Annotated in this window: 16 protein-coding genes and 1 tRNA gene; 9 read left to right on the forward strand and 8 right to left on the reverse strand. The window is 62.2% G+C overall.

Annotation, left to right across the window (positions count from 1 at the left end; all coding sequences use genetic code 11):
* Nucleotides 1-209: 209 nt before the first annotated feature.
* The gene (locus QBK88_RS21700) at nt 210-2630 is read right to left on the reverse strand and encodes a glucose/quinate/shikimate family membrane-bound PQQ-dependent dehydrogenase (RefSeq protein ID WP_277963662.1); all 2421 of its coding nucleotides are present in this window, start codon (nt 2628-2630) and stop codon (nt 210-212) included.
* A 97-nt stretch (nt 2631-2727) separates the two neighbouring features.
* Nucleotides 2728-4107 (reverse strand): carbohydrate porin, encoded by a 1380-nt coding sequence (locus QBK88_RS21705; RefSeq protein ID WP_277963663.1) that lies wholly within the window; start codon nt 4105-4107, stop codon nt 2728-2730.
* Between the two features lie 434 nt (nt 4108-4541).
* Here QBK88_RS21705 and QBK88_RS21710 point away from each other — a divergent pair, with 434 nt between their 5' ends.
* Complete coding sequence (locus tag QBK88_RS21710; protein WP_277963664.1) at nt 4542-4778, forward strand: VF530 family protein; 237 nt, start codon at nt 4542-4544, stop codon at nt 4776-4778.
* 6 nt (nt 4779-4784) lie between these two features.
* Nucleotides 4785-5450, forward strand: a complete 666-nt coding sequence (locus QBK88_RS21715) for a Pr6Pr family membrane protein (RefSeq protein WP_277963665.1) — start codon at nt 4785-4787, stop codon at nt 5448-5450.
* A gap of 6 nt (nt 5451-5456) precedes the next feature.
* Here QBK88_RS21715 and QBK88_RS21720 read toward each other — a convergent pair whose 3' ends face one another.
* The 4 genes from QBK88_RS21720 to QBK88_RS21735 all read right to left on the reverse strand — a co-directional run bounded on the left by QBK88_RS21720 (nt 5457) and on the right by QBK88_RS21735 (nt 11723).
* Nucleotides 5457-6245 carry a siderophore-interacting protein gene (locus QBK88_RS21720; protein ID WP_277963666.1) on the reverse strand — a complete coding sequence of 263 codons (789 nt, stop codon included), beginning with the start codon at nt 6243-6245 and terminating at the stop codon, nt 5457-5459.
* Nucleotides 6242-6820, reverse strand: a complete 579-nt coding sequence (locus QBK88_RS21725) for a PadR family transcriptional regulator (RefSeq protein ID WP_277963667.1) — start codon at nt 6818-6820, stop codon at nt 6242-6244. The genes QBK88_RS21720 and QBK88_RS21725 overlap by 4 nt, the downstream gene beginning before the upstream one ends.
* Nucleotides 6821-6972: 152 nt before the next feature.
* Nucleotides 6973-10080, reverse strand: coding sequence for a transglycosylase domain-containing protein (locus tag QBK88_RS21730; RefSeq protein WP_277963668.1), 3108 nt, complete (start codon nt 10078-10080; stop codon nt 6973-6975).
* Nucleotides 10081-10286: 206 nt separating this feature from the next.
* On the reverse strand, nt 10287-11723 hold the full coding sequence (locus QBK88_RS21735; RefSeq protein WP_277963669.1) for a M48 family metalloprotease: 1437 nt from the start codon (nt 11721-11723) through the stop codon (nt 10287-10289).
* Between the two features lie 129 nt (nt 11724-11852).
* Between QBK88_RS21735 and QBK88_RS21740 the strand changes: the two genes are divergently transcribed.
* On the forward strand, nt 11853-12092 hold the full coding sequence (locus tag QBK88_RS21740) for a sulfurtransferase TusA family protein (RefSeq protein WP_268148873.1): 240 nt from the start codon (nt 11853-11855) through the stop codon (nt 12090-12092).
* A 37-nt stretch (nt 12093-12129) separates the two neighbouring features.
* Nucleotides 12130-13200, forward strand: coding sequence for an AI-2E family transporter (locus tag QBK88_RS21745; protein WP_277963670.1), 1071 nt, complete (start codon nt 12130-12132; stop codon nt 13198-13200).
* Between the two features lie 92 nt (nt 13201-13292).
* Here QBK88_RS21745 and QBK88_RS21750 read toward each other — a convergent pair whose 3' ends face one another.
* Together QBK88_RS21750 and QBK88_RS21755 are read right to left on the reverse strand one after the other, a co-directional pair.
* Nucleotides 13293-13766 carry a peroxiredoxin gene (locus QBK88_RS21750; RefSeq protein WP_268148875.1) on the reverse strand — a complete coding sequence of 158 codons (474 nt, stop codon included), beginning with the start codon at nt 13764-13766 and terminating at the stop codon, nt 13293-13295.
* Nucleotides 13767-13782: 16 nt separating this feature from the next.
* A complete protein-coding gene (locus QBK88_RS21755) occupies nt 13783-14343 on the reverse strand; it encodes a glycine cleavage system protein R (protein ID WP_158153184.1) in 561 nt (186 codons plus the stop codon).
* A gap of 319 nt (nt 14344-14662) precedes the next feature.
* Here QBK88_RS21755 and dapA point away from each other — a divergent pair, with 319 nt between their 5' ends.
* The 5 genes from dapA to QBK88_RS21780 all read left to right on the forward strand — a co-directional run bounded on the left by dapA (nt 14663) and on the right by QBK88_RS21780 (nt 18358).
* Nucleotides 14663-15541, forward strand: coding sequence for a 4-hydroxy-tetrahydrodipicolinate synthase (gene dapA, locus QBK88_RS21760; protein WP_268148877.1), 879 nt, complete (start codon nt 14663-14665; stop codon nt 15539-15541).
* An 18-nt stretch (nt 15542-15559) separates the two neighbouring features.
* Nucleotides 15560-16678: an outer membrane protein assembly factor BamC gene (bamC, locus tag QBK88_RS21765; protein ID WP_268148879.1), complete on the forward strand. Its 1119-nt coding sequence runs from the start codon at nt 15560-15562 to the stop codon at nt 16676-16678.
* Nucleotides 16679-17437, forward strand: a complete 759-nt coding sequence (locus tag QBK88_RS21770; protein ID WP_176571875.1) for an MBL fold metallo-hydrolase — start codon at nt 16679-16681, stop codon at nt 17435-17437.
* 27 nt (nt 17438-17464) lie between these two features.
* Nucleotides 17465-18175, forward strand: a complete 711-nt coding sequence (purC, locus tag QBK88_RS21775; protein WP_027977064.1) for a phosphoribosylaminoimidazolesuccinocarboxamide synthase — start codon at nt 17465-17467, stop codon at nt 18173-18175.
* Between the two features lie 93 nt (nt 18176-18268).
* A tRNA-Ser gene (locus QBK88_RS21780) sits at nt 18269-18358 on the forward strand.
* Nucleotides 18359-19623 lie beyond the last annotated feature (1265 nt).

Genomic DNA, 19623 nt, shown 5'->3' on the forward strand with positions numbered 1-19623 from the left:
TCTCAAGATCCAGCGCCGCCCGCGCGGCGCTTCCCGGGCAAGCCCGGTCCCACATCTGTTTCGGGCCAGTTATGCCTTGAAATCACCTAGTCCGCCTTGTTTGTTCACTACAGATCTTTGAAGGCACCACCAACTTTCCCGGCAATCCGTGAAGAACCAAAAAAAACGGCCCCCGAAGGAGCCGTTTTTTACCGCATCACATCACACCATCACTTGGACAGCTTGTAGGCAATGATGTAATCGCCCATCTTGGTGCCCAGCGAGCCATGGCCGCCGACAACCGACAGCACATACTGCTCGCCGTCCTTGCCGGTGTAGGTCATTGGCGTCGACTGACCGCCAGCCGGCAGGCGGCTTTCCCACAGCTTCTTGCCGTTTTTCACGTCATAAGCGCGGATGTACTGGTCCAGGGTGCCGCTCAGGAAGCCAACGCCACCTGCGGTGACCATCGAACCACCCATGCTAGGCACGCCCAGGGTCAGGCCCAGTGGGATCGGCGAGCTGTCGCGGCTGGTGCCGTTCTTGTGCTTCCAGATCACCTTGGCGGTGGTCAGGTCGACACCGGCCACGTAGCCCCACGAAGGCGCCTGGCACGGTACGCCGAACGGCGACATCAACGGGTGCATGATCACCGCGTAAGGCGCGCCGGTGTTTGGCTGCACGCCGCTGGTTTCGCTTTCACGCTTGCTGCCGGCTTCCACTTTGGCGCGAGGCACCAGCTGGGAGACGAATGCCATGTAGTTCGGGCTGGTGAACAGCATCTGGCGAACCGGGTCCACCGACACCGCGCCCCAGTTGAACACACCGACGTTGCCTGGGTAGATGATGCTGCCCTGGACCGACGGCGGGGTGTACTGGCCTTCATAACGCAGCGATTTGAACTGGATGCGGCACAGCAGTTGGTCGAACGGGGTAACGCCCCACATGGCCTTTTCATTCAGCTCAGGTGGCAGCAGGTTCAGCTCCGAACGCGCCTGGGTTGGCGAAGAATGGTCGCCCTCGACCGCGCCTTTCGGTGCGTCCACTTCCTGGATCGGCACGATCGGCTGGCCGGTCGCACGGTCCAGCACGTACAGGCTGCCTTGCTTGGTCGGCTGCACCAGGGCGTGTTTCACGCCTTCGGCTGTCTTGATGTCAACCAGGGTAGGCTGGCTCGGTACGTCCATGTCCCACAGGTCGTGGTGAGTGAACTGGTAGTTCCACTTCAGCTTGCCCGTGTCGATGTCCAGGGCCACGGTGCCGGCGCTGAATTTCTCCGACTCAGGGGTACGGTTGCCGCCCCACTGGTCAGGCATCTGGTTGCCCAGTGGCAGGTAGACCATGCCCAGCTTCTCGTCGACGCTGGCCAGCGACCACATGTTCGGCGAGTTGCGGGTGTAGAACTTGCCTTCGGCGATCGGCGCGGTGTCGTCCGGGTTGCCAGCGTCCCAGTTCCATACCAGGTGGCCGTCGTGCACGTCGAATGCACGGATCACGCCCGAAGGCTCGTCGGTGGATTCGTTGTCGGTCACGTGGCCGCCGATGATCACCAGGTTACGGGTGATGGCGGCAGGGGAGGTGGCGTAGTAGCCGCCAGGAGTGAACTTGCCGATGTTGGCGCGCAGGTTCACCACGCCTTTGTCACCGAAGTCTTCACAGACTTTACCGGTGTCGGCGTTCAGGGCGATCAGGCGGGCGTCCGCGGTCGGCAGGAACAGGCGGCGCGGGCAGCTGGTGGCCACGGCCTGGCCAGCGGTCGACAGTGCGGCCGGAACGCTTGGCACGTCAGACTTGCTGTAGGCAGCTTCGTCGTAGTACGACACACCACGGCAGGTCATGTGCGCCCAGCCACGGAAATCGTTGCCATTGGGACCCTGGATCTGTGGGTCGTAGCGCCAGATTTCCTTGCCGGTGTCCGGGTCCAGGGCCAGTACCTTGCTGTGGGCGGTACAGGCATACAGCATGCCGTTGACCTTCAGCGGGGTGTTCTGGTTGGTCAGCTCGACCGGGTCTTTGTCGGTCGGCATGTCACCGGTGCGGATGCGCCAGGCTTCAGTCAGCTTGCCGACGTTGTCCGGGGTGATCTGCTTGAGCGGCGAGTAACGCTCGCCGAACTCGGTGCGGCCATACGACTGCCACTCGCCGTCAGGCTGGGCCGGGGCGGCGCTGGCCATGTCGGTGCCGTCACGGCCCAGGTCACCACTGATGTCACCGTAGCTGGTGAACTGGGCGGCCACGGCGCAGGCGCCAGCCAGGACAACGGCAACGCCCAGGACAGACGTGCCCTTGGGAGCGGCTTCACGCAGTACCAGCGGCTTGCGGAACCAGGGCAGCCACAGCAGCAGGCCCAGCACGAACCACAGCGACAGCCGTGGCACCAGTTGCCACCAGTCAAGGCCTGTTTCAGCCAGCGACCAGACGGTGCTGCCCAGCAGGAACACGGCGTAGACGCCCAGGGCAATGGAACGCCCCCTCAGCACCAGCACACCTGTGACTACAAGGAAAAGTCCGGCAATCACGTAGTACAGCGAACCGCCCAGGGTGACGAGCTTGACACCCCCGACCAGCAGGGCGAGGCCCATTAGCAGCATCACCAGGCCGAGCAAGCTCGGGGCCAGGCGAGACCGACCGAAAGCACTGTCAGTGCTCATAGTGTGGTTTCTCCGTTACGTTTGAGTATTCGAGCATAGTTCAGAAACGTCCTACGCTCGCAGTCTGGTTAACTTCTTCCGTAAAGTTGAGTTGTTGTTAGAAAGAGCTTTGGATCTTGATACCGGCAACCAGTGCGTTATCGACTTCGTCGACACCACCCGGGTGCTTGATGTATTGCAGGTTCGGGCGCACGGTCAGCCAGTTGGTGACGTGCACGCCGTAGTTCAGTTCGGCGCTGCTTTCGGTGCGCTGGATCGGCATGTAGGCCGGATCGTTGTAGTCCGTCACACCGTTGGCTTCGTTGGTGGCTTCTTCGTTCTTGCGGTACGCAGAGTTGACGTGGATACGCGCCAGGGCGATACCGATGTCATCCTTTGGACGGGCATCGAACAGGCCCTTGTAGACGACGCCGGCCTGGACATAGTTGTCGACCATGTTGGTCTTCTTGTCGTGCACGGTGACGTTGCCGAACACGCTCAGGCCGCGAGCGTTGTCGCTGGCCTGGGAAGTCAGTTGCTGGTTGAACGTCAGCCAGTAGCCATGCTTGCTGGAACTGGAGCGGTAGTCGTCGCCGCTCAGGGCCGCCGGCTGGCCATGGTTGTCCTTGTAGACATCCTTGGCGTTGGCGGTGCTGTAGTAGTAACCCACGCGGTATTCGCCCGGCAGGCCATTGACGTGTGGGGCCCACACCAGCTCGACCGGCAGCACGGCGCCTTCGTTACCGGCATTGTTCAATTTGAAACCGTTACCATTTTCCAGGTTGCTCGGGTTCAGCGCATAGGCGCCGACCTGGGCGTAGATTTCGTCGTTCAGGTGGTACTTGACCCGGGCTGCCCACTGGCTGACAGGCCAGTTGTACCAGATACCGGTAGCCCAGTTACCCACCTGCGAGCCGCAGAACGCCAGGTTCTGGAAGTCGCACTGGAAGCTGTTGAAGTCTTCGCCTTCGCCGAAGCGGCCCACCTTGATGTCCAGCTTCTGGTCGAAGAACTTCTGCTGGTAGTACATCTGCGTGATCCGCACGATGCTGCCGCGGCCATAGACTTCCTGGGAGGAACTGATGCCGCCGGTGCGCGGGTCAGCCACGCGGTCGTTGGTGATGTTGTCACCGTTACGGTCGGTCAGCGTCAATTGGAACTCGGCGTCGTGCCAGCCCAGGATCTTCTGCAGGTCCATGTGCATGCCCAGGGCGAACTGGTCGCTGTAGCGGGTAGCGTGGTCATGGTTGTAGCCACCGTGCAGGTTCGAACCTGTTTCACCGACGTACTCCAGCTTGAAGTCGTAGCCCAGGTCATGCAGCTCGGTACGCTTGCCGCCCCAGTCGCCGGACATGTACGGCGAATCAGCGTCGAAGGCCGGTGCGGCCTGGGCGCAGGAGGCAATACCAATGGCAGTCAGGCCGCCCAGCAGGCGCAGGGCTGGCGATACGGTGAAGCGGCCGGCGGCACGAGCACGGCGAAGTTCGAATTTTGGCATTTATAAGGATCTTTAATTATTAACCAAACGGTACATTTTATAATGCTGTTTAGAAGTCACTGCAAAATGTAGGTTTTATTACGCAAAAAAATCGTTTCACTTGCGGGGGGCGGAGGATATAGAGGTTTTTTTATTATTAAAAGATGCAAGTACAACATGCATAGTTACGGGTGGCGTAACAATGGCCAGGCCAACCCGCGTCCCCGGAACATGGCCCTCCGCGGCCTGTGAAGATTTCTTCAGCGTCAGGGTTCCAACGTGTGGCCGGACCTGATGTTTAACGGGGATGGAGCTGTGGGGTGGTAGATTTAGGAAGAATCCTACAACGCGCGCCGATTAGGCCGATCAGCGACATCACGCCAGGGCGGTAAGCTCTTCCCGCTGCCGCAAGGCTCGGCTATGGTGCGCACCCCCTCACTCGCCTGGAGCCTGGCATGACCCAGACCACTCAAAACCCGCTGCACGGTGTCACGCTCGAGCAGATCCTCAATGCCCTGGTTGTCCATTACACCTGGGAAGGGCTGGCCGAGCGCATTGATATCCGTTGCTTCAAGAGCGACCCCAGCATCAAGTCGAGCCTGACCTTTCTGCGCAAGACGCCCTGGGCGCGAGAGAAAGTGGAGCGCCTGTACGTGAAGCTGGCCCGCACCAAACGACCTGTCGAGGACTGACCTTATATGCCCCCATCGCTACCTTCGCGCCCCTTGCACCTGTTTGTCACCACCGCGGCGTGGGTGGCGTGGCTGGCCCTGACGGTGCAATTGCTGCTTATCCTGCAGGCGCGGCTGGCCGACCAGGCCAGCCTGGTAGGTGGGGTGCTGCATTTCTTCGGCTATTTCACCATTCTGACCAACACCCTGGTGGCCGCCGTGCTCACGGCCGCGGCCCGCCATGAAGGTGAAGGCGCGCCATCGTTCTGGTTGCGGCCGTGGGTGAGTTCAGGGGTCGCGGCCAGCATCATTCTGGTGGGCCTGGCGTACAGTCTGCTGCTGCGCAACACCTGGAATCCCCAGGGGGTGCAGTGGGTGGTCAACGAACTGCTGCACGACATAATGCCGCCAGTGTTCGTGGTGTTCTGGTGGTGGTGCGTGCCCAAGGGCACCTTGCAGGTGCGGCACGTGGTGGCGTGGTCGGTGTACCCGGTTGCCTATTTCGGCTATTGCCTGCTGCGTGGCAACGCGATCGGGGTGTACCCGTACCCGTTCATTGATGTGGGCACGCTGGGCTACGGCCGCGTGCTGGTGAACGCCCTGGCGATTCTGCTGGGCTTCGTGATCATTTCCCTGCTGCTGGTGGGCCTGGACCGCTGGCGTGGCAAGCGCCAGCGGCAGGTCGCCGGATAAGGGCCGTCAGCCCTCGTCGTTCTCGTCCAGGCGCCAGTAGCCCACGGCCTTGACCTCCGCGGTGTCGCCCAGGTGGTGGTCATCCAGCAGTACCTTGCGCACCCGCCGCGAGAGTGCCGCTTCGGTGGCCACCCAGGCGTACAGCTGGCCTTGGGGTATGGTCAAGCCGGCAACCGCGGCCACGAGCGCATCCTCACGGCTGTGGCGCTCTACCCAGATCACCTCCACCTGAGCGGCGCTGTTCAGCACTTGCTGCTCGCGGGCATCCTCGATCTCGATCACTACCAGCGCCTTGCGGTTGGCCGGCAGTTCTTCCAGGCGGCGGGCGATGGCGGGGATCGCGGTTTCATCGCCAATCAGCAGGTAGCTGTCGAAGATATCCGGCACGATGGTGGAACTGCGTGGGCCGCCGATGTACAGGTGCTGGCCGGGCGCGGCTTGTTCAGCCCAGGTAGACGCGGGGCCGTCGCCGTGGATCACGAAGTCGATGTCCAGTTCGCCCTTGGCCAGGTCGATGCGCCGCGGGGTGTAGTCGCGCATGGCCGGTTTCGGCCCGCCGTCGCTGGGGCCGCCCAGTTTCAGGGTTTGCAGGGCGGCCTGCTCTTCGGCGTTGCGGGCGAACATCAATTTGATGTGGTCGTCGGCGCCCAGGCTCAGGAAGCCCTCCAGCTCCGGGCCGCCCACGGTGATGCGGCGCATGCGCGGGGTCAGCTCGGCAACGCGCAGCACGTCCAGGCGACGGCGCTTGATTTCATGCATGACGCGGTGCACGCCCTGGGTATTCTCTGGCTTCATACGGACTTCTCCTGAGGGTGTTGAGTAGTGGCGGGGCCATCGACGATGGCCTTGGCGGTACTGTTGAGCAGGTCACGGACCCGCGCGATCTCATCAGGGCTCCAGCGTCCATGGTGCAGTTGCAGAGCATGGCGCAGGTTATGGACGGCTTCGTGGATCTCGGCCGGGCGGTCATGGCCGCGCAATGAACGCTTGCTGACGTCGATGCGCGTGCGCACGCCGTCCAGGGCAATGGCCTGTTCGGCCAGCGAGGCACGGCCAGCTTCGGTCACGGTGTAGAGTTTCTTGCCACCCTGGGCATCGCCCTGGATCAGTTCGCTTTCTTCCAGGAACGTCAGGGTGGGGTAGATGACGCCGGGGCTGGGGCTGTAGGCGCCGTCGAACATGCCTTCGATCTGGCGGATCAGGTCGTAGCCGTGGCAGGGTTGCTCGGCTACCAGGGCCAGCAACAGCAATTTCAGGTCGCCGGGGGCGAACACACGAGGGCCGCGGCCGCCTCGTTCGCGCCCGGGGCGGCGTTCCAGGCCGTCGTGGCCGTCGCCCAATTCTCTGCGGGGGTGATGGTGGTCTCTCATCGTCTTTTTCTCTTCGCTTGGTTTCTTAAGATATACCTTAAGATATATCTTTCTGTTTGCGCAAGTGGAAAAGACGAATGGTTCTCATCTGGCAGTCTGTGGGCCGCCGGGTCTTTCGTGGGACCGAGCTTCGCCGGTCCCACAGGGGGACATCAGCGGGCCGCGGTCGTCTGGGCGGGGGCCTTGCATTGAGTTTGACCGCCCGGTTGCAGGTACGGCGTCAGCATCGGCGCCATGCCCTTGAGCACCTGCACCGGCAAAGCCGAGGTGAAACGGAAGCCTTCGGCAGCGCGCCCAGGGACAAAGGCGGTAAGCGTGCCGAAGTGGTTCTCGCCAATGTAGAACACGAACGTGGCAGTACGGTTGATGGCTTTGGAGCCCAGGATTCGCCCGCGTGCGCCGAAACTCTCGATGCGGTTGTCGCCGGTACCGGTCTTGCCCCCCATCACGAGTGCGGTGCCGTCGGCGGTCTTGAAACTGCCGGATACGCGCCGTGCGGTGCCGGCGTCCACCACCTGTGACAACGCTTCGCGCATGGCCTGGGCGATTTCCGGCTTGAGCACCTGGCGAGCCTTGTCGGGGGCCGCGATGACTTCGGTTTCGTACGGCGTGCCTGCGGCAAAATGCAGGCTGTCGATGCGCAGGACCGGCAGGCGCACGCCGTCGTTCTGGATGATGCCGATGAGTTCGGCCAGGGCGGCCGGGCGGTCACCCGAGCTGCCGATGGCGGTGGCCAGCGACGGCACCAAGTGGTCGAAAGGGTAGCCCAGGCGCGCCCAGCGGCGGTGGATGTCGAGGAAGGCTTCGATCTCCAGCATGGTACGGATGCGGCTGTCGCGGGCGCTCTTGTGGCGGCTTTTGAACAGCCAGCCATAGACTTCCTGGCGTTCGAAATGGCTGGCGGTCACCGCTTCGCTGAACTTGGCGTCCGGGTGCTGCATCAGGTAGCCCACCAGCCACAGGTCCAGCGGGTGCACCCGGGCGATGTAGCCCTGGTCGGGCAAGTCCCAGTGGCCGGGGCCGTAGCTGTCGTAGTATTCGCCCAGGCGCTTGGGCGTGACGGTTTCGCCCTTGCCCAGGTGCGAGCGCACGAAACTCTCGAAGGTTGCCTCGCTGGCGGTGGGGTACAGGTAGCGGTGCACGGCGGCCAGGTGCGATGCGGTAGGGTGCAGGCCGTCGAGGAAGGTGTCCAGGCGCTCGGCCGTGGTCTTGCCCTGGTAGCGCTTGTAGAAGCGCAGCAGGAAGTCGCTGCCTTCCTTGTCGGCGAAGCGCGCCAGGTATTCCTGACGGCGCGGGTCGCCGTCGTCCTTGAGCAGTTCGGCGCTGTTGTTCGGGCCGTTGTAGGTGGTGTAACGCACGATATCGCGCATCAGGCGAATGAAGGGCAGGTTGATGGACTCGCGCAGGGCTTCCTTGAGCGTGGGAATGCGGCCGTTGTCTTCGTTGCGGAAGTTCTTGAAGGTATGGGCGCCGCCGCCGGTGAAAAAGCTTTCGCCGGGGCTGGCCGAGTACTTGCGCTCCAGGGCTGCGTCGAGCATGGGCTTGAGGCTCGGGTCCTTGGCCTGGGCCAGGTAGTCCACGGCCCAGCGGCTGAGGCGGTCCTGCTCGTTGACGTCGACTTTTTTCAGCGCCACCGGCGACTGGCCGGCGAAGCGGTCGTGCAGTTCGCTGATGATCTCCAGGTAGCTGGTCAGCACGCGCATCTTGGCGGTGGAGCCCAGTTCCAGTTTGCTGCCTTCGTTGATGTCGAAGGGCTGGTCGGTGTTGTCGGTCTGCACCCGCACCCGCGAGCCATCGGCGGTGCGCTCCATCAGGGTGAAACTGTATTTGACTTCCGGGGTACTGACGGGTGTCAGCAGGTGTTCGCCGATCAGCCCCAGCTGCTGGGCGAAGGCGGGGTCGGCGAGGTGCTTGAGGTACTCGGTGACCTGGGTTTGCAGGTCGTTCTGCAAGGTAGTGGTGGCTGACAGGTCAAGGCGGTCAAGGTCGTAAAGTGGCCGGTTGAGCAGCATCGACAGGCGGCTGCGGGCCACGCTGATGCCCTTGTTGCTCTCCACTGGCTGGATCGTCGGTTGCTGCACCCAGTCGCGGTAACTGACCTTGCTGGCCAGGGCGGCATCAGCCAGGGGGCGGTCGATGACATTGTTGGCGGCCAGCAGGCGGATATGGCTGTTGGTCAGCTCCGCCAGCTCATCGTGACCCCTGTTGAGGAAGTGCGAAGGGCGGCGCTGGGCAATCATCAGCGACAGCACTTCACGCAGTGCCAGGCCACGTTCGGCCAGGGCCTTGGGGCTGCTGTCGGTCGAGCGCAGCACCTGGTTCACCCGTTGGAAATCCGAGCCGTACCATACGCGCAGGCCCTCGGCCATGCCGTGCACTTCGCCGTGGCCGGGCACTGCCGACAGCGGCACGCTGTTGAGGTAGTCGCGCACGATACGCTGGCGCGCTTCCAGGGTTTGCGGGCCGTCCTGGTAGGCGCGCACGCTGGCGGAGACCATCTGGCGAATCTTTTCGCCACCTGAAACGGTCAGGCCGTCGGGGGAGTGCCGGTACTTTTCCAGTTGCGTGGCCAAGGTGCTGCCGCCGGCCGATTGCCCTGGCAGGGAGAACACCTTGGCCACCTGGGTATAGGCGGCCTTGCCGAACCGCGGCCAGTCCACCGCGGGGTTGAGCAGCGGTTCGCGTGGGTCCAGCAGGCTGCGGTTTTCCACGAACAGCAGGCTGTTGACCACCACCGGCGGAATGTCCTGGAACTGGGCGTACAGTTGCTGCGGGTAGTGAAACTCGTAGAGCACGTCGGCACGGCAGTCGGTGATGGACAGGCCGGCCTGGATCTTTTCCTCGTAGGGAATGAACAGGCCGCGGTCGTAGTAGGCCATGAGCGACGGCGAGAAGCGGGTCTGTTCCTTGACCACGTATTCGCGCTTGATCAGGCGGGGCAGGAACTGGCCCAGGTCGCTATAGCCCAGGCGCTTGTCGAAGGGGCCTTCGCCGGGGTAGGCAATGGAGTCGCTGGGGCCGGGGGCCAGGGTGTAGGTCAGGTCCTTGGCGTAACGGCTGAATTCGCGCGACTGCAACTTGGAGGTGCGCATTTCGGCACGCATGGCAAAGGCCAGCGCCACCAGGGCGACCACGACCAGCAGCCAGAACAGGCGGCGCCACAAGCGGCGCTGGCGTGGGCTTTTCGGTGGTTGGGGGTCAGCCGGGCTGTCGGTGGGGACCGCAGTCCTGGTGGGTTCTGTCTGCCACAAAGCGCCCATAGTCGTCAGCCCGGTCAGGTAAATTCATCGTACCTGCCTGAAGCTTAGACGCTGGCCGCCAATGGTGAAAAAATTGTCGAACGTGCAACGAAAAAAACCGTTGGCGCGGCTAACTCCTTCCGGGGCGGGAAAAAAGTATAGCCCAATCCACGCCGCGCGTTGTTCGCCACAACACCCCACGCCATCACGGTGGGACCGGGCTCTACCTAGCCGCGCATCATCTCCTTGACCATGCGCTCCTGCTCCGCCAGGTCCTTCTGCCGCGCATCGATGCGCGACGCCAGCTGGAAGTTGTTGGCCGCCCGGCGCTTGGCGAAGTCCAGTTGCTGCTGGGCCTGGCGGAAGTCGCCTTCCAGGGCGAAGTATTCGGCGCGGGCCTGGTGCAGGCCGATGATATTGCCATTGGCGCCACGGGTGTCGGCCACCTGGTTCCAGACGTCCGGGTCATTGGGCCGCGACTTGAGCAGGTCTTCCAGCGCCTTTTCCGCATCCGCGGTGCGGCTCTGCTTGATCAGCAGGTCGACGCGCACCTGGTTGAGCGGAAAGTTGCCGGGGTACAGGCCGAGCAGGCGGTCCACCCGCGACTGCGCGTCGGCCAGGTGGTTGCTGGCCATGTCCAGGTCTACCGCGGCCAGGTTGTAGACGATCTCGTTGGGCGCCTTGGCCAGCAGCGGCTTGAGGTTTTCCCGCGCATCGTTGAACTGGCTGCTTTTTATCTGGGCAATGGCCAGGCCGTAGCGGGCCGGGTCCGACTTGGGGTTTTCGTCCAGCAGGGCGCGGAAGCGTTTTGCGGCCATGCCAGGGGTGTCCTCGTAGAACAGCTCCACGCGTTTCTTGATCAACTGGTAGCGCAGGCTGTCTTCGACGCCCCCGTGCGGAAATTGCTCGGCGCGGTTGCGGGTATCGGCGATCCGCGCCTCGGTGACCGGGTGGGTCAGCAGAAATTCCGGTGGCTTGGCATCGAAGCGGTATTGGCGCGCCAGCTTCTCGAACATGTCAGGCATGTTGCGTGGGTCGTACCCGGCCCTTTGCAGGGTGACCAGGCCCACGCGGTCGGCCTCGGCCTCGTTCTCCCGGGAAAACGCCCGTTGGGACTGAATGGCCGCTGCCTGGCTGCCCATGATGGTCGCCATGCCGGCTTCCCCGCCCCCCGTTGCAGCCAGCACGATGCCGGCCAGCAACGCTGCCATCACCGGTAGCTGCATGCGCTGCTGTTCTTCCACGCCACGGGCGAAGTGGCGTTGCGCCAAGTGCGACAGTTCGTGGGCCATCACGCCGGCGTACTGGCCTTCGGTGTCAGCATTGAGGAACAGCCCGCCGTTGACCCCGACGATACCGCCAGGCGCCGCGAAGGCATTGAGTTCCTTGCTGTCGATGAGGATGAATTCCAGGCGGTGGTCTTGCAGCTGGCTGCTCTCGGCCAGGCGGTACACGGTGGTTTCGACATAATCCTTGAGCTGCGGGTCGGACAGCTGGCCGACCTGGCTGCGCAACATGCCCAGCCAGGCGCGGCCCAGGTCATGTTCCTGCTGGGGGGAGACAATGGCCGAACTGGCGTCGCCAAGTGACGGCAAGTCGTCGGCATGCCCCGGCAGGGCCAGCAGGCAGGCAAGCGTCAGCAGGGTAGGGCGCAATAGAGACATGCACGGGGCTCTTGGTCGAGAAAGACCTTACTGTAGCCGTGTCATCCGCCGAGGACCAGAGGTGCGCGTGCTTGGGGTATCCTAGGCGGCCCGCCTGCCCGCGTTGCCTTGCCCTGGAGAAAAAAGCCCATGACCGACGCTGTACAGTGTGACGCCGAGCTTGATGCCAGCGGTCTCAATTGCCCATTACCATTGCTCAAGGCCAAGATGGAGCTTAACCGGCTCCAGGCCGGGGCGGTGCTGAAAGTGATTGCCACCGATGCCGGTTCCCAGCGCGATTTTCAGACTTTCGCCCGGTTGGCAGGTCATGCGCTGTTACAGGAAACTGTGCAGGGTGGGGTCTACACCTACTGGCTCAGGAAAGCCTGAGCGCCCTGCGTGCTGCGTGCCATAACAAGGAAAACTGATGTTCAAAGTGCTTCGCGACTGGATACAGCGTTACTTCTCGGATGAACAGGCGGTGGTGCTCACGGTTCTGCTGGTGCTGGCGTTCACCGCCGTACTGACCCTGGGCGGCATGCTGGCACCTGTGCTGGCGGGCATGGTCCTGGCGTTTCTGATGCAAGGGCTGGTCACGGGGCTGGAGCGCCTGCGGGTGCCCTCCGGCATGGCCGTGGGCCTTGTGTTCGCGCTGTTCATGAGCGCCCTGGCGGTGTTCATGCTGGTGCTGGTGCCGTTGCTGTGGCACCAGTTCATCACCCTGTTCAACGAGCTGCCCGGCATGCTGGGCAAGTGGCAGTCGCTGCTGTTGCTGTTGCCCGAGCGTTATCCGCACCTGGTGTCCGATGAACAGGTACTGCAAGCCATCGAGGCGGCGCGCGGCGAGATCGGCAAGTTCGGCCAGTGGGCGCTGACCTTTTCGCTGTCCAGCCTGCCGTTGCTGGTCAACATCATGATCTATTTCGTGCTGGTGCCCATCCTGGTGTTCTTCTTCCTCAAGGACCGGGTCATGATCGCGCAATGGGTCAAGGGCTACCTGCCCCGCGAGCGTGCGTTGATCACCCGGGTGGGCCAGGAAATGAACCGCCAGATCGCCAACTACATTCGCGGCAAGGTGATCGAGATCATCATCTGCGGCGTGGCCACCTACATCGCCTTCGTGGCCCTGGGGCTCAACTATGCGGCGTTGCTGGCATTGCTGGTGGGGTTGTCGGTGGTAGTGCCCTACGTGGGCGCGGTGGTGGTGACGGTGCCGGTCACCTTGATTGCCCTGTTCCAGTGGGGGTGGGGTGACCAGTTCATCTACCTGATGGTGGTGTACGGCATCATCCAGACCCTGGACGGCAACGTGCTGGTGCCCTTGCTGTTCGCTGGCGCGGTCAACCTGCACCCGGTGGCGATCATCTGCGCGGTGCTACTGTTCGGCGGGTTGTGGGGCTTCTGGGGGATCTTCTTCGCGATCCCGTTGGCGACGCTGTTCAAGGCCGTGCTGGATGCGTGGCCGCGGAATGAACCGCAGGTGGCGCCGATTCTGTAGGGGAGGGTTGCCATGGGCATGGCTTGGGCCCTTGGTCGTCCCGAAGATCGAACGCCGTGCGCACGGCGCTCGATCTCCCGAACACCGCAGAACTAGTTCCTGGCCAATGCCTGTGCCGCCGCCAGCACCGCATCCACATGCCCCGGGACCTTCACGCCACGCCATTCCTGGCGCAGTACACCGTCCTTGTCGATCAGGAACGTGCTGCGGTCCACGCCCAGGTATTCCTTGCCATACAGCTTCTTGAGCTTGATCACGTCGAACAGTTGGCACAGGGCCTCGTCCTTGTCGCTGATCAGGTCGAAGGTGAAGGCCTGTTTGCCCTTGAAGTTCTCATGGGACTTGAGGCTGTCACGCGACACGCCGAACACCTCGGTGTTGGCGGCCTTGAAGGCGTCGTGCTGGTCACGGAAGCCCTGGCCCTGGGTGGTGCAGCCCGGGGTGCTGTCCTTGGGGTAGAAGTAGATCACCACCTGGCGGCCCTTCAGGGCGCTCAGGCGGATGGACTGCTCGCCGGTGGCCGGCGCTTCGAAGTCCGCGACCGGCTGGCCAATTTCAACTGCCATGGGGGTTGTCCTTTTCTTACATGGGGTTCTGTGGGCGCCACGGCTCGATCAACGCGTCCAGGTTCAGGGCGTCGGCGAAGTCCAGGAACTGGTCGCGCAGCCAACTGATCTGCACACCGGCCGGCAAGGTCACGGTGAAGGTGGCGTTGAGCATGGTGCCGCCGGTCTGCGGGGCCTGGTAGGTGTCGCAGGTCAGGTTCTCCAGTTCCACGTTGTGGTCGATGAAGAACTGGCACAGCTCGTTGATGATGTCCGAGCGGTACACCGAGCTGACATACGCCACGTAAGGCAGCGACATCGGGCGGCTTTCCAGCGTGGCGCTGCGCACCAGGTTGACGGTGAAACCGTGCTTCTTGGCCAGCGAGCCGAGGCTGGTTTCCAGGCGCGCCAGGGCGTCCCAGTTGCCCGACACCTGCAGCACCAGGGCGCTGTACTCGCCGTGGCGGGTCAGGCGCGAGGTCACCACGGAGCAACGGCTGTCGTGGCTGGCACGGCACAGCACGTTGGTCAGCTCCATGGGGTTAGGGCCAAGGGCACTGATGACAAGGAATTGTTCGCGAACTGTGGGGGTGGACATGCAGCATTCCTAAAGCGATGAGCGGTCGGTACGTAAAGCAGACATGATGGCTGGGCCTGATGACCCCGTGGCGCCCGGGCGATATGCCGGCAACGGTACGAAAACGCCCGTTGGCAGGGGATCGGCGGCTCAGGAACAAGGGTTTGCGGCGCTTCTGGCACGTAGCAAACCGGACAAACACACCCACCGGTACCGATCAAAGTCTGAAGGGTAGCGAAAAGCAGCGCCAAGGGGAATGCTCGCATCGTGGTACTTCGCTTGTGCAAGGCACATGGCCCCAGTACCATTACCGCTCTCTTTTTCCGGCAGGAGCGGTTGCATGATTGCGGGCAGTATGGTGGCACTGGTCACACCCATGGACGCAGAAGGTCGTCTCGACTGGGACAGCCTCAGCAAACTCGTGGACTTCCACCTGAAGGAAGGCACTGACGCCATCGTCGCCGTGGGCACCACCGGCGAGTCCGCGACCCTGGACTACAAGGAACACATCGATGTGATCCATCGTGTGGTCGAGCAGGTCGCGGGGCGCATTCCGGTCATCGCCGGCACCGGTGCCAACTCCACCCGCGAGGCGGTCGAACTGACCCGCAACGCCAAGGAAGCCGGCGCCGACGCCTGCCTGCTGGTAACCCCGTACTACAACAAGCCGACCCAGGAAGGCCTGTACCAGCACTTCAAGCACGTCGCCGAAGCCGTGGACATCCCGCAGATCCTCTACAACGTGCCAGGCCGCACCGCCTGCGACATGAAGGCCGAGACCGTCATTCGCCTGTCCACCGTGCGCAACATCATCGGCATCAAGGAAGCCACCGGCGACCTGCAGCGCGCCAAGGATATCCTGGCCGGCGTCTCCAGCGACTTCCTGCTGCTGTCCGGTGATGACCCGACTGCCGTCGAACTGATCCTGCTGGGTGGCAAAGGCAACATTTCGGTCACCGCCAACGTCGCGCCGCGCGCCATGCACGAGCTGTGCGCCGCTGCCCTGCGTGGCGAAGCTGCCGAAGCCCGCGCCATCAACGAACAACTCATGCCGTTGCACAAAAACCTGTTCCTGGAAGCCAACCCGATTCCCGTGAAATGGGCATTGCACGAAATGGGCCTGATGCCTGAAGGCATTCGCCTGCCGCTCACCTGGTTGAGCGCCCCTTATCACGAAACGCTGCGTCAGGCCCTGCGCCAGACCGGCGTCCTGGTCTAATTTGAGGAAGTACAACGCATGAAGCGATTGGTCGGTCTTTCCGCCCTTGCCGTGGTGATTTCGAGCACCAGCGGTTGCAGTTGGCTGTGGGGCGAAAATGGTTACTTCCGTGACCGTGGCAGTGATTACCTGGAAGCCCGTCAGACGGCGCCCATGCAGACCCCGCCCGACGTGCAGGTAGCCAAGCGCCTTGATCCGCTGCTACCGATCCCGCGCAACGTCGCCGACGAAGCCCAGCGCAGCGGCGAGTACGAAGTTCCGCGGCCGCTGCCGTTGCAGGCCAGCCAGGAAGCCACCGACTACACCTTGCAGAAGAATGGCGAGTCGCGCTGGATTCTGTCCGCGCACCCGCCGGCCGAAACCTGGCCGGTGGCCCACCAGTTCTTTGAAGACAACGGCTTCCGTATCGCCGACGAGCGCCCGCAGACCGGTGAATTCACCACCAGCTGGCAGCGTTTCGACGAATTGTCCGCCGCCATGGCCAAGCGCTTGCAAGGCGCGGCCAGCAACGGTGATGGCGAAGCCCGTGTGCGCGTGCGCATCGAGCCAGGCGTGCAGCGCAACACCAGTGAAGTCTACGTGACCACTGTGTCGCGCCCCGCCGGCAGCAGCACCGAAGTCGACTTCCCGAAAATGCCGGGCAACAGCGGCACCGACCTCGCCCTGGTCGACGAAGTGCTCGCCAGCATGACCCGCAGCGCCCAGAAGGGTGGTTCGGTGTCGCTGCTCGCGGCCCGTGATTTCGATGCCCCTAGCCGCGTCGCCCTGAGCGAAGACGGCAGCGGCAACCCGGTGCTCAACGTCGGCTCCGACCTGGACCGCGCCTGGTCCAGCGTGGGTCGCGCCCTGGACCACGGCCAGTGGAAGGTCGAAGACATCAACCGCAGCCTGGGCCTGTACTACATCAACCTGGCGGAGAAACCCGTCAAGAAGGATGACCAGCCTGGCTTCTTCAGCCGCCTGTTCGGCAGCGAGCCGAGCAAGGAAGAGATCGAAGCCCGTGCCGAGCGCTATCAGGTCCGCCTGAGCAAGGTGGGCGAGAACGTCCAGGTCACCGTCGAGAAGAACATCAACACCGTGGCACCGGCTGACGTCGCCCGCCGTGTGTTGAGCGTGATCCAGGACAACCTGGGTTAAGTGCGCTTCGCCATTCTCGGTAGCGGTAGCCAAGGGAATGGCACGCTGGTCCAATACCAAGGCACCCACGTGCTGGTCGACTGCGGTTTCTCCTTGCGGGAAACCGAGCGTCGGCTGGCGCGGCTGGGCGTCAACCCCGAACAGTTGAGCGCCATCCTGGTGACCCACGAACATGCCGACCACGTGCATGGCGTGGGTTTGCTGTCTCGGCGCTACAATATCCCGGTGTACCTCAGCCGCGGCACCCTGCGTGCGCTGCGCAAGCCGTTGGAGCCCACGGGTTTCGTGGCCTGCGGTGACGTACTGGAAATCGGCGCCCTGGCCATCAACGTGGTGGGCGTGGCGCACGATGCGCTGGAACCGACCCAGTACGTGTTCAGCAACGGCCAGCGGCGCCTGGGCGTGCTGACCGACCTGGGGTCGTATTGCGGGCGTGTCATGGACAGTTATCAGGACCTCGACGCCTTGGTGATCGAGTCCAACCATTGCCGCGACCTGCTCGCCAGGGGGCATTACCCCCAGTTTCTCAAGTTGCGGGTGGGCGGCGCCTTTGGGCATTTGAACAACCACCAGGCGGCAAACCTGGTGTCGGAGCTGGGCTGGCAGAACCTGCAACACCTGGTGCTGGCCCACCTCAGCAGCAAGAACAACCTGCCGCAGCTGGCCCGGCAATGTTTCGTCGACACCTTGGGGTGCGACCCGGACTGGCTGCAACTGGCCGATCAAGATTCAGGGCTCGACTGGCGCGAAATCGCCTAGCCCACCTACCTGCAAGCGGAGCCCATCATGGAAAAACGTGAAGAACTCTACCGTGGCAAAGCCAAGTCGGTTTACAAGACCGACGACGCCGACCGCCTGATCCTGCTGTTTCGCAACGACACCTCGGCGTTCGACGGCAAGCGCATCGAACAGCTGGACCGCAAGGGCATGGTGAACAACAAGTTCAACGCCTTCATCATGCAGAAGCTGGAAGAAGCGGGTATTCCTACCCAGTTCGACAAGCTGCTGGGCGACAACGAGTGCCTGGTCAAGAAGCTGGACATGATCCCGGTCGAGTGCGTGGTGCGCAACTACGCCGCTGGCAGCCTGGTCAAGCGCCTGGGCGTGGAAGAAGGCCTGAAGCTGAACCCGTACACCTTCGAACTGTTCCTGAAAGACGACGCCAAGGGCGACCCGTTCATCAACGAATCCCACGTGGTGGCGTTCGGCTGGGGCACCGCCGAGCAACTGGCGAAAATGAAAGAGCTGTCGCTGAAGGTCAACGACGTGCTGAACAAGCTCTTCGATGACGCTGGCCTGCTGCTGGTGGACTTCAAACTGGAATTCGGCCTGTTCCACGGTCAGATCGTCCTGGGTGACGAGTTCAGCCCTGACGGCTGCCGCCTGTGGGACAAGGACACCAAGAAAAAGATGGACAAGGACCGCTTCCGCCAGGGTCTGGGCGACGTGATCGAAGCCTACGAAGAAGTCGCCAAGCGCCTGGGCGTGCCGCTGTAACCGCGGCCGCGCACGCAAGCGCCTGATACCACGCGAATTTTTTTCACAAAAGGCTTCGCCTTTTCGAAAAGTGCTGGTATCATGCGCGCCACTGGAGAGATGCCGGAGTGGCCGAACGGGACGGATTCGAAATCCGTTGTACTGGCGACAGTACCTAGGGTTCAAATCCCTATCTCTCCGCCATATATGAAAAAGCCTCGTAAATCTTTGATTTTCGGGGTTTTTTTCGTCTACTGTTTTTTCAACTCTACTACTCAGTTTTTACTGCTGACCGGCTATGTGATGTCCCATCAGCCATGAAGGTTGGTAAAAACGTTGTCGCCCAATCTTTTGGGTGGTATCGTTTTGCCATCATTCATTCGAATATGGAAATCACATGAAACGAATCTTAATAATTGGGGCTGTTGCTGCCTTTGTTCTGTCAGGGCAGGCATTTGCACGCGGTAGTAGTTACGGTGGGCATTCATCGTATAGCTACGGGACGAGTTCTGATCACACCGTCAGCGGGTACACCCGAAGTAACGGAACGTATGTGCACCCCTATCACGCGACCAATCCAGACTCCACCAGGAACAACAACTACAGCACAAAAGGCAACATGAACCCCTATACCGGCGTTGCAGGCACCAAACCACGCGATTGATGGTGAGCGTTCTGCTTATGCGCAACACCACCCCCCGCCAGGCAGCACTGGAACGGATTACCCGGAGGATGCCATTAAGCATGAGCCGATCATCAGCTCTGGGACACGATCTTCCAAAGCAATGGATATTACGTCAGTAGCCGAGTGTGTCTTTGGTCTGCTTGCAGCTCCCAAGCCGCCCATGAACCTGTCCACTTAGCATCCGAGTCTGCATCGACTGGTAGGCTTGGGTAGTGCCGTACTCTCGCTTCAGGGCATCGAGCTTGTTTTTTGCTTCGGTCATCTGGACTACACAGTCGTTGATGTCCTTCTTCGATAAGGTTCGCGTTCCAGATTTGTTTGGCGTTCCTAGAGGGCGATTCTCGTATAGCTTCTGGACCTGGTTAAGGCTAGCTAATGCAGCAGCTTCATCCTCGGTGCTCGCGGCCCACACAGAACCACACATTACCAATCCAACCATTCCTGCGACACACGGCTTGATCAATGGAAACTCCCTTTGTTATTTATTGGATCCTATCATGGCGGTTGCACAGTCAGCAGGTCGCTACCTGTACAGAACAATTATCGTCACCCAAGATGGCTTTGAACATCGGTCTCATCTGATTGAGGAAAGGCAAAGGCGTTCAGTGGAGAGGCAGTGAGCATAGCGCTGGCTTGCGTTTTGAGCCTGAGGCTTGTGTCTCTGGTTGGGTGCCTGCGCATCGAATCGCCCATCAGTTCGATTAATCTTCGCTGTTGCTCCGACGGTACATGAATAATGCCGCGCCGCATCTTTACCGCCCGCAGCCAAGGCTGGTTACCTCAT

Origin of the sequence: Pseudomonas sp. RIT-To-2, assembly GCF_029623465.1 — a bacterium.
Classification (GTDB): domain Bacteria; phylum Pseudomonadota; class Gammaproteobacteria; order Pseudomonadales; family Pseudomonadaceae; genus Aquipseudomonas; species Aquipseudomonas silvicola.